Source organism: Streptomyces sp. NPDC018045 (assembly GCF_044327445.1).
Lineage (GTDB): Bacteria > Actinomycetota > Actinomycetes > Streptomycetales > Streptomycetaceae > Streptomyces.
The window spans coordinates 1-17474 of the sequence record NZ_JBIRFL010000038.1 but is presented as its reverse complement, the minus strand read 5'-3'; the positions used below and the strand labels follow the sequence as shown (position 1 = coordinate 17474).

14 protein-coding genes are annotated in these 17474 nt (G+C 73.0%); 8 read left to right on the top strand and 6 right to left on the bottom strand.

The features are described 5' to 3' along the window. Positions 1 to 46 precede the first annotated feature (46 nt). The 5 genes from ACH4EB_RS36205 to ACH4EB_RS36185 all read right to left on the bottom strand — a co-directional run bounded on the left by ACH4EB_RS36205 (position 47) and on the right by ACH4EB_RS36185 (position 8553). Positions 47 to 1207 (bottom strand): acyl-CoA dehydrogenase family protein, encoded by a 1161-nt coding sequence (locus tag ACH4EB_RS36205; protein ID WP_398352648.1) that lies wholly within the window; start codon positions 1205 to 1207, stop codon positions 47 to 49. Further along, a complete protein-coding gene (locus tag ACH4EB_RS36200; RefSeq protein ID WP_398352647.1) occupies positions 1204 to 4407 on the bottom strand; it encodes an amino acid adenylation domain-containing protein in 3204 nt (1067 codons plus the stop codon). Before ACH4EB_RS36200 ends, ACH4EB_RS36205 begins: the two co-directional genes overlap by 4 nt. Before the next feature lie 137 nt (positions 4408 to 4544). Beyond that, positions 4545 to 6062: a non-ribosomal peptide synthetase gene (locus ACH4EB_RS36195; RefSeq protein WP_398352646.1), complete on the bottom strand. Its 1518-nt coding sequence runs from the start codon at positions 6060 to 6062 to the stop codon at positions 4545 to 4547. A gap of 197 nt (positions 6063 to 6259) precedes the next feature. Beyond that, positions 6260 to 7582: an MFS transporter gene (locus ACH4EB_RS36190; RefSeq protein ID WP_398352645.1), complete on the bottom strand. Its 1323-nt coding sequence runs from the start codon at positions 7580 to 7582 to the stop codon at positions 6260 to 6262. A gap of 281 nt (positions 7583 to 7863) precedes the next feature. After that, positions 7864 to 8553 (bottom strand): histone deacetylase, encoded by a 690-nt coding sequence (locus tag ACH4EB_RS36185; protein ID WP_398352644.1) that lies wholly within the window; start codon positions 8551 to 8553, stop codon positions 7864 to 7866. Between the two features lie 296 nt (positions 8554 to 8849). Here ACH4EB_RS36185 and ACH4EB_RS36180 point away from each other — a divergent pair, with 296 nt between their 5' ends. From ACH4EB_RS36180 to ACH4EB_RS36150, 7 genes are all read left to right on the top strand, one after another. Continuing rightward, on the top strand, positions 8850 to 10439 hold the full coding sequence (locus tag ACH4EB_RS36180; RefSeq protein WP_398352643.1) for an alpha/beta hydrolase: 1590 nt from the start codon (positions 8850 to 8852) through the stop codon (positions 10437 to 10439). 451 nt (positions 10440 to 10890) lie between these two features. Continuing rightward, on the top strand, positions 10891 to 11421 hold the full coding sequence (locus ACH4EB_RS36175) for a hypothetical protein (RefSeq protein WP_398352642.1): 531 nt from the start codon (positions 10891 to 10893) through the stop codon (positions 11419 to 11421). Between the two features lie 102 nt (positions 11422 to 11523). After that, positions 11524 to 12360 (top strand): DUF4097 family beta strand repeat-containing protein, encoded by an 837-nt coding sequence (locus ACH4EB_RS36170; RefSeq protein WP_398352641.1) that lies wholly within the window; start codon positions 11524 to 11526, stop codon positions 12358 to 12360. A gap of 100 nt (positions 12361 to 12460) precedes the next feature. Then, the gene (locus ACH4EB_RS36165) at positions 12461 to 13537 is read left to right on the top strand and encodes an ATP-binding cassette domain-containing protein (RefSeq protein WP_398352640.1); all 1077 of its coding nucleotides are present in this window, start codon (positions 12461 to 12463) and stop codon (positions 13535 to 13537) included. Continuing rightward, positions 13534 to 14328, top strand: coding sequence for an ABC transporter permease (locus ACH4EB_RS36160; protein WP_398352639.1), 795 nt, complete (start codon positions 13534 to 13536; stop codon positions 14326 to 14328). Before ACH4EB_RS36165 ends, ACH4EB_RS36160 begins: the two co-directional genes overlap by 4 nt. Before the next feature lie 74 nt (positions 14329 to 14402). Further along, positions 14403 to 15656 carry a cytochrome P450 gene (locus tag ACH4EB_RS36155; protein WP_398352638.1) on the top strand — a complete coding sequence of 418 codons (1254 nt, stop codon included), beginning with the start codon at positions 14403 to 14405 and terminating at the stop codon, positions 15654 to 15656. 4 nt (positions 15657 to 15660) lie between these two features. Beyond that, on the top strand, positions 15661 to 15882 hold the full coding sequence (locus ACH4EB_RS36150) for a ferredoxin (protein WP_398352636.1): 222 nt from the start codon (positions 15661 to 15663) through the stop codon (positions 15880 to 15882). Positions 15883 to 15951: 69 nt separating this feature from the next. On the opposite strand, the gene ACH4EB_RS36145 is transcribed toward ACH4EB_RS36150, so the two are convergent. Then, the gene (locus tag ACH4EB_RS36145) at positions 15952 to 16686 is read right to left on the bottom strand and encodes a lysophospholipid acyltransferase family protein (protein ID WP_398352683.1); all 735 of its coding nucleotides are present in this window, start codon (positions 16684 to 16686) and stop codon (positions 15952 to 15954) included. A gap of 636 nt (positions 16687 to 17322) precedes the next feature. Here ACH4EB_RS36145 and ACH4EB_RS36140 point away from each other — a divergent pair. Further along, on the top strand, positions 17323 to 17474 hold a 152-nt coding region (locus tag ACH4EB_RS36140), incomplete at its 3' end, for a glycosyltransferase (RefSeq protein ID WP_398352682.1).

Genomic DNA, 17474 nt, shown 5'->3' with positions numbered 1-17474 from the left:
GGAGCGGGGCCGGGGGCGGTCGTCCGGCCCCCGGAGGGCGGACGGTTCAGCCGAGCCCCATGGACCGGGCGACGATCACCTTCTGGATCTCCGAGGTCCCCTCGATGATCGTCATCATCCGGACATGGCGGTACAGGAACTCCAGCGGATGCCCCCGCACCCAGCCCGTGGCGCCATGCACCCGAAGGGCCCGGTCCACCACCCGCACCGCGGTCTCCGACGACGTCAGCTTGGCCAGCGCGGCGTTCTCCGGCGCCTCCGTGCCGCCGTCCACCAGCCGCGCGCAGGCCAGCGTCAGCAGCTTGGCCGCCTCGATCTCCGCGCGGCTGGTCACCAGGTGCTCCTGCACATGCTGGTACGTGCCGATGCGCGCACCGAAGGCCCGCCGCTCACGGGCGTACGCGATGCCCTGCTCCAGCGCGTACTCGGCGATGCCGTCGCACATCGCGGCCACCACCAGCCGGCCCCGCGACAGGCTGTCCATGCCGTTGCCGAGCGCCGAACCGACCCCGTCCGGACCGCCGATCACCGCGTCCGCCGGTACCCGCGCGTCCTCCAGCAGCAGCTCGTGCAGCGGCTCGCCCGACATGCCGTCGTAGCGCTGCCCGATCCGCAGCCCCGGGTTGCCCGCCTCCACCACGAAGGCGGTCGGCTCACCCCCGGCCGACGCGACGACCAGGGTGAAGTCCGCCCGTTCGGCGTTGCTCACGAAGGTCTTGCGGCCCTTGAGGACCCACTCGCCGGTGGCCTCGTCGCGCACGGCGGTGGTGGTGAGCTGGAACGCGTCCGAGCCGGCGTGTGGTTCGGTCAGCGCCAGACAGCGCACCGCCTCGCCGCGCACCAGCGGCTTCAGATAGCGCTCGATCTGCTCCTTCGTGCCGTGCCGCAGCAGCGGACTCGGGCCGTCGGAGCCGGCGAGGGCGTACGGCGCGAGGGGGCAGCCGCTGCGGCCCGCCGCGTGGTGCAGCAGCACCACGGCCGTGAACGGCATGCCGGAGCCGCCCAGCTCCTCGGGATAGTCGCCCGCGTAGAAGCCGAGGGCCGCCGAACGACGGCGTACGTAGTCGCGCAGCTCGGCCGGCGGCAGGTCGGTGTCCTCGGGCAGGTCCGCCGCCAGCGGCACCAGCTCCTTGCGGATGAACGACTCGAAGGAGGCGGTCAGTTCCCGGTGGTCGGCCTCCAGGACCGACGAGGGCTGGGTGCTCACGCCGCGACCTCCCGCACCGCACGGGCCTGGTCGGCCAGCACCGGGTTCTGGAAGAACAGCCGCAGCGGCGGCCGGCCGCCGAGCCGGGGCTCCAGCCAGGCGGCGAGCTGCGCGGCCAGCAGGGAGTGTCCGCCGATCTGGAAGAAGTGCGACGCGGGGGTGAAGTCGTCGTGCCCCAGCACCTCGCGCCAGCCCTCGGCGAGCAGCGCCACCTGCGGGTCGACGGGTTCGGCCGGGCCTTCGGACGCACCGCGCCCGGCCGCCTCCTCGGGCGGCAGCTCGGCCACCAGGCGTGCCAGGGCCGCCCGGTCGGGCTTGCCGCCCTGTAGCGTCGGCATGGCGTCCAGCCGTACCCAGCGGGCCGGTACGAGGGCGGTGGGCAGCCGGCGGGACAGCGCGGCGTGCAGCTCCTGCTCGTCCGGACCGGCGTCGTCCCCGGCGCGGGACTCCAGGAAGCCGATCAGCCGCGGCCCGGCGGGGCCGTCCTTGTCGAGCACGACAGCGGACGACCGGCCGCCCAGCTCGGCGGAGGCCGCGGCCTCCACCTCTTCCAGCTCGATGCGGTGGCCGCGCAGCTTGACCTGGTTGTCGCGGCGGCCCAGGAAGCACAGCCGCCCGGCCAGGTCGCGGTAGCCGAGGTCGCCGGTGCGGTACACCCGCTCGCCGCCCAGGGTGTCCGGCGTCACGAAGCGCTCGCCGGTGGCCCGCGCGTTGCCGAGGTAGCCGTCGGCCAGCCCGGCGCCCGCGACGGCCAGTTCACCGACCGCGCCCGCGGGCAGCGGCCGCAGCCCGGCGTCGAGCACCCGCACCCGGCTGCCCGGCAGTTCCGTGCCGAGCGGCACCTCGGCGCCGTCCCGCAGGTCCTCCCGGGTCACCTCGTGGACGGTGCTGGTGATCGCCGCCTCGGTCACCCCGTAGCCGTTGAGCACGGTGACCGAAGGCGACCCGGCGGCGGTGTCCACGGCGTCGAACAGCTCGCGCAGCGCACCGACCGGCAGCCGCTCACCGCCCAGGACGATCATCCGCGGCGCCCAGCGGCCGTCCCGCAAAGCCTCGCCCAACTCCTCCCGTACGGCCAGGAAATAGCTGGTCGGCAGGTTGGCGACGGTGACGCGCCGGGCCGCCAGGACCGCGGTCAGCTCGTCCGGGGTGGGCACCTCGCGCTGCGGCAGCACCAGGCAGGCACCGGCCAGCAGCGACGGCAGCACCTCCTCCAGCGCCACGTCGAAGGACGGCTGGGCGAACAGCAGCGCCCGGTCCCGTTCCGTCAGGCCGTACCGGACCGCCGTGGCACGGGCGTGCTGCGCCAGCGCCGCCCGGCCGACCACGACCGGCTTGGGCAGACCGGTGGAGCCGGAGGTGTGGATGACGTACGCCGCGTCCTTGAAGGCGTCCGGGCCCGTGTCCTCGCCCGGGGCCGCCGCCTCGGGGAAGCCGGGACCGTCCAGCAGCGCCAGCGGGAGCCCTGCGGCGGGGAGGGACAGCGCGCTCTCCCGGGTGGCCAGCACCAGCGCGGGGTCCAGCCGCTCCAGCAGCTTGTGCAGGCGCGCGGCCGGGTCGTTGGGGGAGAGGGGGCAGTACACGGCGCCCGTGCGCAGGCAGGCGAGCAGCGTGACGACGGAGTCCGTGCCGCGCGGGAGGACGGCGGCCACCGGCCGGCCCGCCGTCACCCCGGCCGAGCGGAGCCGGCGCGCCAGGTCGTCGACGCGGGCGCCGAGCTGACCGTACGACAGGCTCTGCGCACCGCCCACCAGCGCCGGGCGGGCGGGGTCCTGGCGGGCGACCGGGTCGAGCACCTCGTCCGTGGGGACGGCCGCGAGGGCGTCGGTGGCCGGGATGCCACGGTCGGCCGGGGCAGCCGGCGAGGCGGCCGGCGAGGCGGCCGCCAGCGCGGCCAGCGGCGCCTCCGGCGTCTCCAGGTAGGCGCGCAGGACATCGAGGAAACGTTCCGACAGGAGCCGGACCACGTCCTCGCCGAACAGGTCGCGGTCGTAGTCCCACACCAGCGTCATCCCCGCGGCGCCCTGCCGCGGACCGACCGTCCGCCGGTCGTCCGGCATCAGCACCAGGTCCAGGTCGAAACGCGTGGTGCCGGTGTTGAACCCCTCGTACAGCGCCACCTCCAGCTCCGGCACCTCGATCTCCGGCAGCGCCGCGTCGTGCGCGCTGAACATCACGCTGAACAGCGGGTTGTCCGCGCCGGTGGTGTGCCGGCCGAGCGCCCGCGTCAGCTCCTGCACCGGCACCTCCTGGTGCGGCAGCGCCCGGATCAGGGTGTCGGTGACCTCGTCCACCGCCTCCAGCGCCCCGGCCGCCGGGTCCAGCCGCAGGCGCAGCGGGATGGTGTTGACGAACATCCCGACGGTGCCCTCGAAGCCCACCGGACGGTTGCCCACCGCCGTGCCGACAACGATGTCGGTCCGTCCGCTGTGCCGCCGCAGCAGCTCCGCGAACAGGCTCAGCAGCGTGGAGAACGGCGTGTGCCCCTGGGCACGGCTGCTCTCCTGCAGCCGCTCCGCCAGGTCGGCGCCGATGGCCTGGCGAAGCTGCCCGCCCGCGTGCCGGCGCCGCGCACCGGGCCGGGCGAGGCCGGGCAGCGGCAGGTCGAAGGTGGCGTCCGACAGCTCCGCCGTCCAGTGCGCCAGGCTCGCCCGCCGGTCGGCGTCGGCCGCGGCGCGCGCGTGGTCCTCGTACGAGCGTGCCGCCGACAGCTCCACCGGCTCGCCGAGCACCTGCCCGCGGTACGCGGTGAACACGTCGCGCAGCAGGATCGCGAAGGAGTGCCCGTCGTGGATGAGGTGGTGCTCGACATGCACGACCCGGTGGTGCCGCTCGCCCAGCCTGGCCAGGCACCAACGGAGCAACGGCGCCTCGCAGGTGTCGAGCGGCGTCTCGGCCTCGGTCCGCAGCAGCTCCTGGAAAGCGGCCTCCGGGTCGGCCTCCCGGGAGAGGTCCACCGTGCGCACCCGTGGCTCACATCGCTCGCGCACCCGCTGTTTCGGGACCTCGCCCGGCTGCTCGACGAGTTCGAGGCGCAGGCCGGCGTGCCGGTCGAGTGCGGCACCGAGCGCGTTGCGCAGGGCCGCCTCGTCGAGCCGGCCCCAGAGGTCGATCGAGGCCGTGAAGTTGTAGGCGCGGCTGCCCGGCAGCATCTGCTCGTGCAGCCAGACGACGTCCTGGGACGGTGAGAGTCCGAACATGGTCCATCCTTCGGGTGGTGGATGAGGGGAGCGCGGCCCGGTGCCCGCCGTCGGTCGGACGCGGGGCCGGGAGGGTGGCGCGGTGGGAGCGGAGCCGGTGCCGGCCCCGGGTGGGGGCCGGGCCGCCGGCGTGCGGGTCAGGACACGGGGGTGGCGGTGTTCTCGTCCCGCCGGCCCGCCGCGCTTCCGGCCGGGTGGCCGGACAGGTCGGCGGTCAGGGCGGCGAAGGCGTCGTGGACGAGGCCGTCCGGGAAGGCGTCCCGGTCCCAGGCCAGCCGTACGAGCAGGTCGGCCCCGTACGAGACGGAGACCGCGAACGGCGCCTGGAGCGGCCGCCCGTCGATGTGCACCTCCCGGCCCGCGACGCCGCCCAGCCGCAGCGGCGGCCGGCGGTGCAGGTCCTCGAAGGTCAGCAGGCCGTCCAGCTCCCCCGTCCAGGGGTCGCCGGCCGCCCGGGCCGCGCGGACCACCTCGTCGAACGGGGTGTCGGCGTGGTCGAGGTCGTCCCACCAGGTGGTGGTCAGGTCGTCCGGGCCGCAGGCGGCGGCCGGGTGGACGACGGTGTTCAGGAAGCAGCCGAGGACCGGCGCCGCGGCCGCGGGCCGGCCGCCCCAGGGGTAGCCGAGCAGCGGCGTACGGCCGGGCGCGCGCGTTTCCCCCAGGGCGCGCGCGACGTTGCCGCACGCCCCGAGCAGGACGGGGAAGGCCGTGGCCCGCCCGTCGCCGGTACGGATCGGCAGGCGCGCCTGGAGCGCTCCGGTGGGACGCGGCGCTTCCGCCGCGGCCACCGGCCGCGCCGTGCGCCGCCCGGGAGCCGCGCCGTCGCCGGTCGGCGCCGGGGCGATCCGGCGCGCCCAGTACGCGAGCGCGGCCGGCCCCGACGCGCGCTGCTCCGCGGCGAGTTGCAGGTGTACGGCCTCCCGGTACCCGGCCACGTCCGCCGCGGCGCGGTCCCGCGGCACCTCGCCGGGGCCGAGCCCCTGCTCGTACGCCGCGCCGAGGTCAGCGGAGATCCGGCCGAGCGACTGCTCGTCGCACACGGCGTGGTCCAGGGCCAGGGCCAGGATCTCCACGGCGCCCCCGGCGTCCGGTGCCTGGATCCCGGCCGGGGCATCGCCGTGGGCATCCGCCAGGAACAGCCGCAGCGGCGGGCCTTCGGCCGTCCAGGCCAGCAGCGTCCGGCGCAGGGCCGCCGCCGCGCTCTCGCCGGGGCGCGGAACCACCCGGTCCACCTGCGCCTCCGGCGCACCGAGCCGCTGTACGGGCGCGCCGCGCAGGACATCGGGCCGGGTACGGAGCGCGGGGTGCGCGGCGGCCAGATGACCGGCCGCGGCGCGCAGCCGCGCCAGGTCGATCGTGCCGCGCGGGAAGGCGAAGAACAGCGGTACGACATCGGGCCGGCCGCCGGGGGCCAGCCGCCGGGCGAGCAGGAACCGCCGCTGCGCGCCGGTGACGGGCAGCAGCGCCTCCGGGTCGCGCACGCCGGCGGCGGCCTTCTCGTAGCGGGTGAGGTACTGCTCCGTGATGTCGACGGTGCCCGGCCGGGCAGTGGTGCGGGGGCCGGGCCGGTCGCCGGTCCCGGTGGCGAAGTGGGTACGGATGCCGAAGCCGGCCGGTGAGCCGGTACTGATGCCGGCTGTCGTGCTGGGGTCCACGATGACCTCCCTCGCGCCGCCGCGGACAGGGCGTCGCTACGAGACGTGTGTGACGGACGGGATGAATGAGAATGAAAAATGAAAGATGTGAGGCGTGCAGGAGCACAGGAGTGCGGGCGTAGCCGCGCACGGCGGATCACGGTCGGCCGGGCCACCGGCTCCGGCTCACCGGCCGCCCACCCGCGCCGAGGCGCGGGTCAGCCGGCCGCTCCGGGCGCATCAACTGCCTCGGGGGCCGGCCCGGAGCCGGCTCCGGACGCCGCCCCGGTCGCCGGCAGGTCCCGCAGCCTCCGCAGGGGCGACAGCAGCAACGGCAGCGGTACGAGCAGGAATCCGACCGCGCACCCCCACACGGCGGCCCGCGGACCGGCCGCCCCGGCGATGGACCCACCGGCCAGCGCGCCGAGCGGCATGGTCCCCCAGACCATGAACCGCAGCGTGGCGTTCATCCGGCCCAGCAGGGCGTCGGGGCAGAGCAGTTGCCGGAAGCTCACCTGGGCCACGTTGTAGACGACGGCGCCGAAGAAGACGGCCCCGGAGCCGAGCGCGAACCATCCGGCGGCCGCACCGTGCCCCGACAGCGGCCACAGCAGGGCGAACGGCCCGGTGACCACGGGGGCGAGCCAGATGATGCGGGCCTGCCCCAGCCGCCGGGCGACCGGGCCTGCGCACAGCGCCCCGGCCAGGCCGCCGACGGCGGACGCGGACAGCATCAGCCCCAGCACGCCGGGCGGCAGGCCCAGTTCGCGCGTCAGGAAGACGGTCTGTACGGCGACGAGCATCGCCGAGAAGAAGTTCGCCACCCCGGTCGTCAGGGCGATCACTCGCAGGAGGGGGTGCCGCAGCACGAAGGCCAGGCCCTCCTTGACCTGTGCCGACAGCGACACACCCGGCGTGGCCTCGGGCCTCGGTTCCGGTACCCGGATGCCGCGCAGGAACAGGGCGGAGGCGAGGTATCCGGCCGCGTTGGCCAGCACGGCCACCGGCGGCCCGAGCAACTGGACGATACCGCCGCCGAGCCCGGGCCCGGCCACCTGCGCCGCCGAACGCGCGGTCTCCAGCGCTCCGTTGCCCGCCACGAGCCGGGGGCCGGGCAGTACCCTCGGCAGATAGCTCTGGTGGGCGACGTCGAAGAACACGGTGGCGACACCGGTGACGAAGGCCACCACGTACAACTGAGTCATCGTCAGGGCGTGGCACGCCGCGGCGAGCGGCACGCTGCCCATCGCCACCGCGCGCACCATGTCCGTCCGGATCAGCAGTGGCAGCCGCCGGACCCGGTCCACCCAGGCGCCCGCCGGCAGGCCGATGAGCAGGAACGCGGCGGTCTCGGCCGCGGTGAGCAGGCCCACTTCGAAGGCCGAGGCGTGCAGTCCGACGACGGCCACCAAGGGCAGGGCCACCAGGGCCACCTGGGTGCCTGCCTGGCTGGCCGCGGCCCCGGCGAGCAGCAGTCGGAAGTCGCGATGGCGGAGGAGCCCGTCACCGGCGCCGCTGCCGGAGGCTCGTGAGGTGGTCACATGGCTGACATTTGGTGATGAAGAGGGGGCGGGTCAAAACGACCGTAGGTTTTCCGGACAGCTTGATCCGCATTCCGGACGCCGTCTGAAGGTTTTGTCGTAAACCGTCCGTTCTCTCCGGTCCACCCTGCCCTGAGGTGACCTGCTACATCCTCACCAAACGTTCACCACGCGACCAGATTTTCGGTCGTCGAGTGAATGTCCGGTTAGTGCATAGGGATGTGTTCAGAATCCGTAAGGACTGCTGACGTGCGGAGCGAAGTGTGTTACGAGCCGTGAACTCAGCGTGGCCGCGGACCCCCGACTTCCCGAGGCGGCAACCCGGCCCGGCGGTCCGGCTCCAGGGCCCGGGGTACCGCGCCCCGGGAACGCCGGTCCCGGCGGCCCGTCCCCGGGCGTACGGTCAGACCCAGCCGGCACCGGTCCAGATACTCCGTGATCTCCTCGTCGTCCCACCCGCCCGCCTCCCGCAGCCCTGACGTCAGATGCGCCAGATAGGCGTCGGTCGGCTGGGTACGCGGGACCTCACCCGCGCTCCACGGCGCCGTGAAGGTCAGCAGCGGCAGCCCGTCCAGCGAGCCGGGACACACCAGCGTCTCGTAACGGCCGGGGCCGAGCCGTACCCGGCCGCGCTCCAGCACTTCGGCCAGGTCCAGGTCCGCCGCGGGGGCCCGGTGCATCTCCTGGGCCGCGATGTCGGAGAACTGGCCCCGGGTCACCAGATGGGCGCGGGCCCACACCTCGCCGGGCCCGTCGGGGTCGTAGAACGCCACCCCGCCCGTCCAGTTCAGCGACTCCAGCGCGAAGTACATGGTTCCGGGCAGCACGACCGGCACCGAACGGGCCGGCGGGCGGGGATCGCGGCACCCCGGGCACGTCCGCATGCCGCCCGGCGGGCGCCCGCCCGCCAAGTAGTGGCGCAGCCGTGCGCCGTGCATGTTGGAGCCGTACGACACGTACCAGACGTGCACCGCATCGTCCCTTCGCCCGCGGACCCGGGACAAGCCGCACAACCTTCCCGACCCGCACCAACCGAACACACCGCCCGACCCGGGCGATTGCCACGTCGCGCCGTACGCCGGGGCAGAGGCCGAGTCGTACGCCATGGTGCGCCCGCCGGTACCGCAGATCGCTGAACGAATCCTGCGGTTTGGTAAAGAAATGGCAGTGAGCCCTGTTCAGGGGAGGGTGGCAGGGACCAGGATCCACCGTGCAGCTCTGTGATCACCGCCGCCGCGCGCGGCGCATTATGCAGGGGGACCCCCACGTGAGACGAACAGCAGTGCTCGGCGCCGCCGGCACCCTGGTGACCGGCACGCTCATAGCCGGAGCGATAGCCGCCACGCCCGCCAGCGCGGGCCAGCAGCACCACCGCGACTCGGCCGAGGACCGCGGCGTGCGGATCGCCGCCGCCCGCGCGGCCGAGAAGGGCATCGACTGGCAGGCCTGCCCTGCCGACTGGGGCCTGAAGGCCCCCATCCAGTGCGGCTATGTGACCGTCCCGGTCGACTACGCCAAGCCCGGCGGCCGCACCATCGAGATCGCCGTGGACCGTATCGGCAACACCGGCGGCAAGAAGGAGCGCCAGGGCTCCCTCATCTACAACCCCGGCGGCCCCGGCGGTTCGGGCATGAAGTTCCCGACCCGCGTCACCGGCAAGAACGCGGTGTGGGCGAAGACCGCGAAGGCGTACGACTTCGTCGGCTTCGACCCGCGCGGCGTGGGCCACTCCGCCCCGATCTCCTGCGCCGACCCGCAGGAATTCGTCAAGGCCCCCAAGGCCGACCCGGTGCCGGACAGCGAGGCCGACAAGCGCGCCCAGCGCCAACTGGCCAAGGAGTACGCGCTCGGCTGCAAGGAGCGCAGCGGTGCCCTGCTGCCGCACCTGACGACGCCGAACACGGCCCGCGACCTGGACGTGATCCGCGCCGCCCTGGGCGAGAAGAAGCTGAACTACCTCGGCGTCTCCTACGGCACCTACCTCGGCGCCGTGTACGCGACGCTCTTCCCCGACCACGTCCGCCGGATGCTCGTCGACTCCGTCGTCAACCCGTCGCGGGAGAGCGTCTGGTACCAGGCCAACCTCGACCAGGACCTGGCCTTCGAGACGCGCTGGAGCGACTGGAAGAAGTGGGTCGCCCGGCACGACGCCGTCTACCACATCGGCAACACCGAGGCCAAGGTCCAGGCGAAGTGGGAGCGCCTGCGCGCCACGGCCAAGAAGAACCCGATCGGTGGCGTCGTCGGCCCGGCCGAGCTGACCAGCTTCTTCCAGAACGCGCCCTACTACGACTCCGCGTGGGCCTCGACCGCCCAGGTGTGGAGCGCGTACCTGTCGGGTGACGAGAAGCCGCTGATCCAGAACGCGGGCCCGGACATGGGCGACACCGCGGGCAACGCCGCCTCCGAGAACAGCAACGCGGTCTACACGGCCGTCGAGTGCAACGACGCCAAGTGGCCCACGAGCTGGCGCAAGTGGGACCGGGACAACACCCGCATCCACCAGAAGGCGCCGTTCATGACCTGGGCCAACGCCTGGATGAACCTGCCCTGCGCCACCTGGCCGGAGAAGCAGCGGACCCCGGTGGACGTCAAGACCGGCAAGGGCCTGCCCAGCGTCCTGATCGTGCAGAGCACCCGGGACGCGGCGACCCCGTTCGAAGGCGCCGTCGAGCTGCACCAGCGCCTCAAGGGCTCGCGCCTGATCATCGAGAAGGGCGCCGGCTCGCACGGGGTGACCAGCCTGGTCAACCCCTGCATCAACGACCGGGTCGACACCTACTTCCTGACCGGGAGGACCGGCTCCAAGGACGTGACGTGCGCGCCGCACGCCACCCCGGAGCCGAGCAAGGCCTAACCGACCGCCTGCCCACCGGGCCCCGTGCACCCGCGGCTGAAAAGCCTGCGGATGCACGGGGCCCGGTGCGTTCACGGCGTGGTACGCGAGGCGCTGCGGGGTGCCGCCGTGGTGCCACGTAGAGGATGTGTAGAGGAGGTGCGAAATGGAGTGGCGCCGCCCTGACTCCTTTGGCGTCGCATGTGGCGTTGAGATGGCGCCTGGGGTGGCGCTCATGGTGCCGGGTGGGTGCCGTATTGCCACCTTCGTCGGTATTCAAGGGCGCGTATCCGTCGCTGCTCGTGGTCGGGCATGAGGATGTCCCGGTACGGGCGCCGGGCCGCCAGGTCTGGCCATACTCGCAGGTCGTAGGTCCTGCGGAGGTATCCGTTCGCTCCGCCGGGCGAACTGTGGCGCCAGCGCCCACCTGTCATGACTGGCAGTGGTGCCACTTGTGTGCCATCATGACGCCATGGACCTGACGCCCTTCGTCGACAACCTACGACGCGAACTCGCGGTGGCCGCGGACGCGGGGGGAGACGAAGCCCGTGCCTTCGCCGAGCGGCTCACCGCGCCGCTGGAGTCGGCCGTCCGTCTCACCCTGCTCAACGCGCTGTCCGCCGCCATGGGGGACATCACCCGTGACCTCGCGCCGGGATCCGTCGACGTACGGCTGCGCGGACTCGACCCCGAGTTCGTGGTGACACCGCCGCCGGCCCCACAGCCGTACGAGGAGGGGCGCGCGAGCGCGCCGAGCGAGGCCCGGACGGCCGCGCCGTCCATCCCCCCGGACGGCGGCGACGGTGGCACGGCCCGTATCAACTTCCGGTTGCCCGCCCGCCTCAAGGCCCGGGCCGAGGACGTGGCGGGCCAGGAGGGACTGTCGGTCAACGCCTGGCTCGTACGGGCCGTCGCCACGGCACTGGAACCCGGCGAGCACGGCCGCCCGGCCGGGCCCCGGCACCCCACAGGCCGGCCGGACCGCACGGGCCGGGCCCGCTGACCGGGCGCCCGGCACCCTGACCGCCGGGCCGCCCCGCCCCACTCCACCTTCACCCGCCTCACCGGCGGGAACGCACTCCACAGCCATGAGGACGGAACAGCCATGCCAATTTTTGACACCCCGGAACCGATCACGGCCACCTTCGACTTCGACATCGCGTCGGTACGGATCACCGCGAGCGAGCGCACGGACACGGTCGTCGAGGTACGGCCGGTCAACAGCGCCGACACAGCGGACGTACGGGCCGCTCAGCAGACCGCCGTCACCTGCTCGGGCGGCACGTTGCTGGTCCAGGGGCCCAGGAAACGCTCCCCGTTCGGCAAGTCCGGCGCGATCGACGTGAGCGTCGACCTGCCGGCCGGGTCGGACATCCGGGGCAACTCGCCGGCGGCGGACTTCCGCTGCGCCGGGCCGCTCGGCGCGTGCCGCATCGAGACCTCGGCCGGTCATCTCCAGCTCGCCACGGCGGCGACGGTGGACCTGCGCAGCGGCTACGGCGACGTCAGCATCGACCGCGTGGCCGGCGACGTCGACATCGTCGCGGCGGGCCGGATCACCGTCGGCGAGGTCACCGGCAGCGCCACGATCGAGAACGGCAGCGGCGAGACCACGGTCGGCGAGGTCATGGGTGACCTGCGGGTCAACGCGACCGCCGGCCGCGTCTCCGTCGACATCGCGCACGCCGGGGTCGACGCCAGGACCGCGAACGGCGGCATCCGGATCGGGGAAGTGGCCCGCGGCCGGGCCGTCCTGCAGACCGCGGCCGGCGACCTGGCGGTCGGCATCCGCCCGTCCACCACCGCCTGGATCGAAGTGAACACCCAGCTCGGCCGCGTGCGCAACGACCTCGGTCCGGCCGAGGGCCCCGCGGCCGACGAGGAAACCGTCGAGGTGCGGGCCCGTACCGGCATCGGCGACATCGTGATCCACCGCTCCTGAGCGGTACGCCGGTCCCGACGCGCCCGCCGTATCGACGCGTTCGCCGCATCGGCCCGTACGCCGCTCCCGACCACCACCACGGAGAAGAGGCACCACCGACATGACCGCACAGCACGCGCCGCACCCCGCCCCGGCCGGGTACGCCACCGGCACCGCGCCCGCTCCCTCCACGACCACCGCCCCGGCCTGGGCGCCCCCGGCCACCGCACCCCCGGCCCTCACCGCCGACGGCCTCACCAAGTCCTACGGCGACAAGGTGGTGCTCGACGGCATCGACCTCCGCATCCCGGAGGGTTCCGTCTTCGCGCTGCTCGGGCCCAACGGCGCGGGCAAGACGACCACCGTCCAGATCCTCTCCACGCTGATCTCCGCCGACGCGGGCGAGGCGCGCGTCGCGGGCCACGACCTGGCGCGGGAGGTCGACGCCGTCCGCGCGGCCATCGGGGTCACCGGCCAGTTCGCGGCCCTGGACAACCTGCTGAACGCCCGCGAAAACCTGCTGCTCATGGCGGACCTGCGGCACCTCGGCCGCCGCGAGGGCCGCCGCCGCGCCGCCGAACTGCTGCGCCGCTTCGACCTGACCGACGCGGCCACGAAGCCCGTCGCCACCTTCTCCGGCGGTATGCGCCGCAAGCTGGACCTCGCGATGACCCTGGTCGGCGCGCCACGCGTGATCTTCCTCGACGAACCGACCACCGGCCTCGACCCGCGCAGCCGCCGCACCATGTGGGAGATCATCCGCGCGCTGGTCGCCGACGAAGGCGTCACGGTCTTCCTGACCACGCAGTACCTGGAGGAAGCCGACCAACTCGCCGACCGCATCGCCGTCCTGGACCGCGGCAAGCTGGTCGCCGAGGGCACCGCGGAGGAGCTGAAACGGCTGGTGCCCGGCAGCCACATCCGCCTCCGGTTCGCCGACGAGAACGACCTCGACGCGGCCGCCGCCCTGTTCGGGACCGGTACGCGCGACAGCGAGACACTCACCCTGCACGTGCCCGGCGACGGCGGCATCGCCACCCTGCGCGCCGTCCTGGACGTCCTGGACACCTCGTTGATCAGCGCCGAGTCGCTGACGGTGCACACGCCCGACCTCGACGACGTCTTCCTCACCCTCACCGACCGCGGCGGTGCCGAGCACCTGCCCTCGGCCGACTCCCGGAAAGGCCACGCCCGATGAGCACCCTGACCTACGCCGTCAGTGACTCCGTGACGATGCTGCGGCGCAATCTCAAGCACGCGCTGCGCTACCCGAGCATGACGGTCTCCGTCGTCGCGATGCCCCTGCTGATGCTGCTGCTCTTCAACTATGTCTTCGGCGGCGCCCTGGGCAGCGGAATCGGCGGGGCGCCCGCCGGCGGCAGCACCGCGTACATCGACTACATCGCGCCCGGCATGATCCTGATGGCCGCGACCTCCGGCTCCGTGGCCGTCGCCGTCAGCGTCTGCGTCGACATGACCGAGGGCATCGTCAACCGGTTCCGCACCATGGCGATCTCCCGCGCGGCATTCCTGACCGGGCATGTCGTGGGCACCGTCCTCCAGACGCTGTTCAGCATCGCACTCGTCGTCGGCGCGGCCCTGCTCATGGGCTTCCGGCCCGCCGCCACCCCCGTCGAATGGCTCGCGGCCGCCGGCCTGCTGGCGCTGCTCAGCCTGGCCCTGACCTGGGTGTCCGCGGCAATGGGGCTGATGGCGAAGACCCCGGAGACGGCCAGCAACCTGCCCATGCCGTTCACGTTCCTGCCGTTCCTCGGCAGCGCGATCGTCCCGCCGGAGTCCATGCCCACCGGGCTGCGCTGGTTCGCCGAATACCAGCCGTTCACGCCGGTCATCGAGACGCTGCGCGGCCTGTTGACGGGCACGGAGATCGGCGGCAGCGGACTCGCCGCCCTCGCCTGGTGCGTCGGCCTCACGCTGGCCGGCTACCTCTGGGCCCGCAAGGTCTTCGACCGCTCCGCCCAGCGGTGAGCCGCCCCGCCCGCACCCCGCCCCCACCCACCATGCCGCTGCCCACCGCACTTCGCCCTTCACCGGAGGACGCCATGCACAACGAACCGTCGACCGCCCCGGCCGCTCCCACTTCCGCCGCCGATGGCACGGAACAGCCGGCACCCCTCACCGAACTGCCGATGACCCGCGCCGCCGGCTGCCCCTTCGACCCGTACGACGGCATGGCGCGGCTGCGCGAGGAAGCCCCGCTCCGCCGGATGCGCTACCCCGACGGCCACCTCGGCTGGCTGGCCACCGGCCACTCCGTGATCCGCGCCGTCCTGGCCGACCCCCGCTTCTCGGCCCGGTACGAGCTTTTGCACCTCCCGATCCCGGGCGGCCCCGACGTCCTGCCGCCGGCCTCCGCCGGCGACCTCAGCGGGGTCGACGCGCCCGAGCACACCCGCTACCGGCGCCTGCTCACCGGCAAGTTCACCGTCCGCCGGATGCGGCAGCTCACCGAACGCGTGGAGCGGATAACCGCCGACCACCTCGACGCCATGGAGCGCCATGGAGGGCCGGTGGACCTCGTGCAGGCGTTCGCACGCCCCGTACCCGCCCTGATGATCTGCGAACTGCTGGGCGTGCCCTACACCGAGCGTGCCGACTTCCTGGCGTACGAGGACATCCTGTCCGACCACAGCCTCGACCCGGACGAGAACGCCAGGGCCTTCACGGTGCTCCAGGACTACCTGCGGGAACTGGTGCTGGCCAAGCGGGCCGCCCCCACCGACGACCTGCTCAGCGACCTCGCGACCAGTGACCTCACCGACGAGGAGCTGACCGGCACCGGGGCCTTCCTGCTCGGCGCCGGTCTGGAGACCACCGCGAACATGCTCGCGCACGGCACGTTCGCCCTGCTCCGTCACCCGGACCAGCTCGCCGTCCTGCGCACCGACCCGGGCCTCGCCGACCAGGCGGTCGAAGAGCTGCTGCGCTACCTCACCATCGCCGACACAGGGGCGCGCACGGCACGGGAGGACCTGGAACTGGCAGGCCATTCGATCAAGGCAGGCGAGACCGTCACCTTCTCCCTCCACGCCGCCAACCGCGACCCGGCACGGTTCCCCGACCCCGACACCCTCGACCTGCGCCGCAAGGCCACCGGCCACCTGGCCTTCGGGCACGGCGCCCACCAGTGCCTGGGCCAGCAACTGGCGCGCGTCGAGATGCGCGTGGCCTTCCCCGCGCTCCTCACCCGGTTCCCGACGCTGCGCCTGGCGGTCCCGCCCGAGGAGGTACCGCTGCGCACCAACGCGAACATCTACGGTGTGCGCCGGCTCCCGGTCACCTGGGACGGGGAGTAGACCCATGGAACTGAGCGTCGACCGCGACCGCTGCCACGGCGCCGGAATGTGCGCGCTGACCGCCCCCGCGCTCTTCGACCAGGACACCGAGGACGGCCGGGTACGGCTCCTGGACCCACGGCCGCCGCGCGAGCACCACGCCGGCGCCCGGGAGGCGGCCTGGCTCTGCCCGGCCGCCACCATCACCGTCACCGAAGAGGACGAGAACGCGTCCGCCACACCGTGAACCGAGCACGACGAACAGCCGCCCCCGCCCGGGCGGCTGTTTCGCCGTCGGGCCCACCCGGGCCGGAGTTCAATCCGAAGACGGGACGCCGCGCTCCGGGCGGAAGCGCCGGGCCAGCCCGCGTGGCGCCTGCTGCCGCGCCTTCGCCTCGTTCGCGTACATGTCCACGTACTCCTGACCGGAGAGCCGCAGGATCTCGTACATGATCTCGTCGGTCACGGCGCGCAGCGCGGCGTGCTCGCCGTCCAGCCCGGCGAACCTTTCGAACTCCAGCGGCTTGCCGAAACGGATCGTGATGCGCATGGCGCGCGGCAGCCGCCGCCCGGTGGGCTGCGCCTCGAAGGTGCCGATCATCGCGCACGGCACCACCGGCACCTGCGCCGTGATCGCCATCGCCGCCACGCCCGTACGGCCTTTGTACAGCCGGCCGTCGTGCGACCGCGTGCCCTCCGGATAAATTCCCAGGACCCGCCCTTTACGCAACACCGCCAGCCCGGACCGCAGAGCGGCCTGTGCCGCTTTACCGCCGGACCGGTCCACCGGAATCTGGCCGATACCGCGGAAGAAAGCGGCGGTCAGCCGGCCCCGCACTCCGGGGCCGGTGAAGTATTCGGCCTTCGCCAGAAAGGTGACCCGGCGCGGCACGATCACCGGCATCACGAAATGGTCCGAGAACGAAAGGTGATTTCCCGCGATGATCGCCGCTCCCTCCGGCGGTACGTTCTCCAGCCCTTCCACGTGCGGCCGGAAAAGCAGCCTCAGCAACGGCCCCAGAATCACGTACTTGAGGACCTGGTAGAACACAGGGCTTTCCCCCTCACTCTCCGGGACCGGATCAACGGCGTCGGGCGCCTTGTTTTCGCAGGTCAGGCGAGGTGCAAGGGCAAATAGTCTAGGTGCGGGCACCGGCATTCCGTAACCACCCGTCGGGGACCGGATGCGTCCGGAGGCCGATCCGCCCGACGGACGGCCGATTGATCCCATGATCATTTGGGTGGTGGCGGTCGGGCGGGCGCGTGTACGCGCACCGTGGCCACGCGGTGACGGACGGTCCTGTTATTCGATCGTTCCGTCACAGGCGCTCATCCCGGGCCCGCCAATCGGTCAACTGGAGGTATCGTCCCGGAAAGCGGCTGATGCCGTCCGTCTTCCGGACATGAGGGGCAAGACGGCGCTCACGCAGGTCTCACAGGGGGGAACCGGGTTGCCGACACCGCGCGAGGGCGGGGGCGCCCGGGGCCCGGTACCGTCCGGCGGCTCCGTACCGTTCGGAGGAGGCCGGTCCATCGCCAACCTGCTGTTCTGACCTGCTGACCGGGTGCGTCCGACGCGACGGTCGTCCTGCGCACGGACCCGAAAGCGTCCGTGCGCAGTGTCCTTTCGGTATCGGTATCGGCTGTGGGGTCCTCCGGCCGTGAGAAATGGGTGCGTCCGACAGGGATGGACGAACCTTTACTTCGAAGATGGTGTGCTGTGACTGAGATATCTGTAGTTGTCATCGTCTATAACGATGCCGAGCGGTTGCCTGCTGCGGTGGATTCGGTGTTGGGGCAGTCGTTCGGGGATGTTGAGGTGGTGATTGTTGACGACTG